This window comes from Streptomyces sp. NPDC001508 (assembly GCF_040298665.1).
Classification (GTDB): domain Bacteria; phylum Actinomycetota; class Actinomycetes; order Streptomycetales; family Streptomycetaceae; genus Streptomyces.
Genome location: NZ_JBEPAP010000133.1, coordinates 1 through 4,267, shown reverse-complemented (window position 1 = coordinate 4,267; position 4,267 = coordinate 1). Strand labels below are relative to the sequence as shown.

The window sequence follows — 4,267 nt, the reverse complement described above, 5'->3', positions numbered from 1 at the left end:
TTTGTCTCTATGACCGTGGGTTCCTGGGGGCTCTCGGGGCTTGTTTGACCTGGCAGGGCAGGCCACGGGGGGTTCACCCCTTGGGGTGAGAAATTCGACGTTCCGTCGGGATTCCTGAAGTTCGGTCGGTATCCCAGACGTATGCAGCGGATCCCTGAACTGAGGTACTCATGACCTTGGCCGTGGTGCGCAACCTGTCCTCCCCGCGGGGCGCTCAGACACAGCAGGAACTCGAGGACTTCGAGCAGGAGATCGTCGACCAGTACGCCCTTGCTATGGCCTCGGCCGGCCTGACCGACGGTCATGTGGGAAACACCCGATCGGCGATCATCGACTTCGCCCGCTCGCTTCCGGGTCCGATCTGGGCGGCGACCTGCGAAGATGCGGATCGCTTCCTGGCGGGCCTGCGGCATCAGGGACGGAGTGCCAACACCCGGGCGGGCAAGGCCGGAACGATCGCCCAGTTCTACGACTTCGTGATCGCCCGGTACCAGGGCGACATTCGCGCCCTGACCGGTTGCATCGTCGAGCAGCCCATCGACGAATTCAACCGGCCGCCCGGGAGGAACCAGGGTGAGGTCCGCGTCCCGCCCTCCGACGCGGAGGTTGACCACCTGTTCACGCAGTGGCGCGGCTCGGTGGCCCAGGCACGGAAGTATCTCCCAGCGGCCCGGAACTACTTCGCCGCCTCGCTTTGGCGCCGGCTCGGGCTCCGGATAAACGAAACGATCAGGCTGGACATCCGCGACTGGCGTCCGGACCTGGGCGACTTCGGCAAGCTTCATGTCCGCTTCGGCAAGGGCAGCCGGGGACGTGGCCCCAAGCCCCGCCTGGTGCCGGCGATCAACGGCGCGGACCGGCTCATCGACTGGTGGCTGGCCGAAGTGCGCCACCAATTCGGGGACGACTGGTCCGACCCCGATGCTCCGATGCTGCCGAGCGAGCGCAACGACCGGGCCCTGGACCGCTGTCGCCGCGTGGGAGACGACGCCCTGCGCACCGCGCTGACCAAGCAGACCAAGATGCTGCTGCCAGCCTGGGCCGGGCGACTCACACCGCATGTGCTGCGCCATTACTGCGCTTCCTCGCTGTACGGGGACGGGATGGACCTGAAGGCACTGCAAGAGCTGCTGGGGCACGAGTGGCTGTCCACGACGACCGGATACATCCACGTCCGTAGTGATCACATCGAGCAGTCCTGGATGACGGCGAACCAGCGGATGGAAGCCCGATTCGGACAGGAGGCGTGAACCGATGCAGTGGAACCTGCGGTTGAAGGCCGCAGAGCGCGGCATCTGGAAGTCCGCGGAGATGCGCAGGCTCCTCGCGGAGGCCGGGCTGGAGATAAGCGCCGGGAAGATGTCAGCGCTGTGGACCGGCACCCCGACGACGATCAGGCTGGACGACTTGGACATGATCTGCGCCGTCCTGGACTGCGACCCCACAGCCCTGCTCATCCGGGAGCCCGAGAAGGTCGCCGCACGGCGACCACGACGCCAGCAGACGGCCTCCGCGGAGTCCGACGTGTCGATCATCGTCAAGCCGCGGTTCGGCAGCGGCCCTCGATCGGAGCCGCCACTGTGACCGTCGTCCGACCACCGTCGAAGTGCCTGGTGTGCCAGGTCAACAGGGTCGCCTGGACCAAGCCGCGGATGGACTTCTGCTACACGTGCGTGCCCGGCGGGCCGATCGATCCGCCACCGTGCCGAGGGTGCGGCTCCAGCGACTACTTCAGCCAGGGCCTGTGCGCCGTCTGCCACCCAGGCGCTCCACTGCATCCCGGCTCCTGCCGCGGGTGTCTGGCCTGGGGCGTCGTGCGGGGTCAGAGCTGGTACTGCTGGAGCTGCCGCTGGTGGCACAACCACTACCCGGAGGACGACTGCATGGTCTGCGGACGCCGGGCTCCCATCGGCAACGGCGGAGTGTGCCGCCTGTGCCTTGAAGAGGGGCGCCGGACGCAGGAACCATCCCGAGCCGCCGACTACTCCGCCGTCGCCCGCAACGGCCAGCAGCTGTACCTGGCCAACCTGCACTACGCGTACGCCCGCGGCGAGACCCGACGAGCCTTCGCTGTGCGCATGCGCCCCGCAGGGGAGGCTCAGCTGGCGCAGCCCGAAGTCTTCGAACCCGTTCGCTGGCGCCAGCTGCTGCTGTTTCGCATGCCGCCCAACTACGCCAACCGCGTCGCCCTCAAGCGGAAGATCGCCACCCCCGACACGGACATGCTCGCCCACTGCGACGCCGTCCTGCGTGAACACGCTGCCCGCTTCGACTGGAGCAAGAAGCTCACCAACGAGGTCAAGCGCTCCATCAAGCTGCTGCACGCGCTCCAGAGCACCCCGGGCACCAAGATCCACGCCAGTGATGTATTGGAGCTCCCCCGGCTCGGTGGCACGGCCTTGTCCACCATCGAGATCCTCGACGCGGCCGGCCTGCTGATCGACGACAGGACGCTCGCGGTGCGGCACTACTTCGCCAAGCACACCGCGGACCTTCCAGCGGCCATGACCGAACAGCTGCAGATCTGGCTCGACGTCATGATCGAGGGCAGCCGGCAGGCACCGCGCCGACGAGCTCGGCACCCGCAGACCGCGCACCTGCACATCCTCGGGATGGCCCCGATCCTGCGCGCCTGGGCCGCAGCAGGGCACGAATCGCTCGCAGAGATCACCCGCGACGACTTTCTGGCCGGACTGCCCGCTCGCGGAGCCCACCGGAACTTCGCCGAGCAAGGCTTCCGCTCGCTGTTTCGGCTCCTCAAGGCCCGCAAACAGGTCTTCCAGGACCCCACGCGCGGCACGAAACTCACCCGCGCCTCCACCACCGTCCCCCTGCCGCTCGCCACGGACGCGATCCGCAAGGCCCTGAACTCGCCCGACCCGGCCTGCGCTTGCGCGGTAGCCATGGTCGCCTTCCACGCGCTGACCGGCCCGCAGGTCCAGGCCCTGCACCTGACCGATGTGCGGGACGGAAGGCTGTACTTGGACGACCGCGTCATCCCCCTGGCCGGTCCGGTCCTCACGCGGCTGCGGGCCTACCTCGACCACCGGGCACGGATATGGCCGAACAGCCTCAATCCGCACCTGTTCATCAACCGCCGCACTGCCCACCGACTGACGCCCGCCAGCCGCAACTTTCCCTGGTCGAAAGCCGAGTTGAAGCCGCAGGCGCTGCGAGAGGACCGCATCCTCCAGGAGATCTACGCGACCGGAGGTGACGTCCGGCGTCTCTGCGACCTGTTCGGAATCTCCATCGAAGCAGCCCTTCGCTACGCGGGCACCCTGGAGCACTCCGACCTGCGTGCAGCCAACCCGCAGGGAATGCCACTGCCGGGAGCACAGTGACCAGGCGTGGGCGACCCGCGTAGCCTGCGGCATATCCGACCCGGTCAGAAGCCCCGCTGCCAAAGTGTGAACGGCTGTACGATGCGCGTCGGGGGTGGGCATGTGGGGATGCAGGCCAGGCGCATCGAGGTGTGGTCCGGCAAGCCAAGCGAACGGCCTTATCAAGGCATGCCAGAGCCGGTTGAGATACGCACCTGTGACGAATGCGGCCGGGTTCGCGCGTACAGCTGGCACTCCTATGCCGAGGTGCGAAACCGCATCAAGTGTCCGTGCGGGCACAAACGCAACACCCCGCACAAGCAGCAAATGCACTTCATCGACCGGCTTGAAGCCCTGATTGAGACGATCCCACTGAAGGACGTCGTGCTGTGGCACACGGGCGGGCACATCGCAGTCGGTCGCATGCCGCGGACTGACCGGTGGATTTTTTACAACCTGGGTTCCTTCCCACTCGGCGACGAGACCCCGACCTGGGTCTACCTGATTGCCTTCCCGGATTGGTGCGGCGAGCGATTCGTCAAGGTCGGTATCGGACTCGACCAGCGCGTGCGCGACCATGAGACGCACGGAGGCGTTGTCCTGCAGAAGGTCAAGGTGCCGCGCTGGCAGGCCCGAGTCATGGAGCGACTGGTGCTGCGGCAGTACCCACGGCAGCGCCCCCAGGTGCCCCTGCCACAGTACGGGGACACTGAGTGTCTCGTATGGGAGGCCGCCGAGAAGATCCAGCTTCAGGCACTGGTCCGATTGACCGCCGGGATCAAGCCCGCGAGCCCCCAGCCGACTTCCGACGGCATGTAGGCCCTTGGCAACGGCGGCGTCGACGGTTCCCGGAACCCCGGGAGGGGATACCCTCGTCATCGGGACTCCATCCTTGGGTTCATGGGAATCAGGGGCGCGGAAGGCGCGAACTCCCGGACCTTTCA

The 4,267-nt window shown here is 67.1% G+C and carries 4 protein-coding genes; all 4 read left to right on the top strand.

The features are described from left to right. Positions 1-170: 170 nt before the first annotated feature. The 4 genes from ABT245_RS45570 to ABT245_RS45555 all read left to right on the top strand — a co-directional run bounded on the left by ABT245_RS45570 (position 171) and on the right by ABT245_RS45555 (position 4,142). Entirely contained in the window at positions 171-1,250 is a 1,080-nt protein-coding gene (locus ABT245_RS45570; RefSeq protein WP_351746981.1) for a tyrosine-type recombinase/integrase, read from the top strand. Positions 1,251-1,254: 4 nt separating this feature from the next. Beyond that, on the top strand, positions 1,255-1,584 hold the full coding sequence (locus ABT245_RS45565) for a helix-turn-helix domain-containing protein (RefSeq protein ID WP_351746978.1): 330 nt from the start codon (positions 1,255-1,257) through the stop codon (positions 1,582-1,584). Beyond that, entirely contained in the window at positions 1,581-3,344 is a 1,764-nt protein-coding gene (locus ABT245_RS45560) for a site-specific integrase (RefSeq protein WP_351746976.1), read from the top strand. The genes ABT245_RS45565 and ABT245_RS45560 overlap by 4 nt, the downstream gene beginning before the upstream one ends. Before the next feature lie 102 nt (positions 3,345-3,446). Continuing rightward, entirely contained in the window at positions 3,447-4,142 is a 696-nt protein-coding gene (locus tag ABT245_RS45555) for a hypothetical protein (protein ID WP_351746973.1), read from the top strand. The last annotated feature ends 125 nt before the right edge of the window (positions 4,143-4,267 follow it).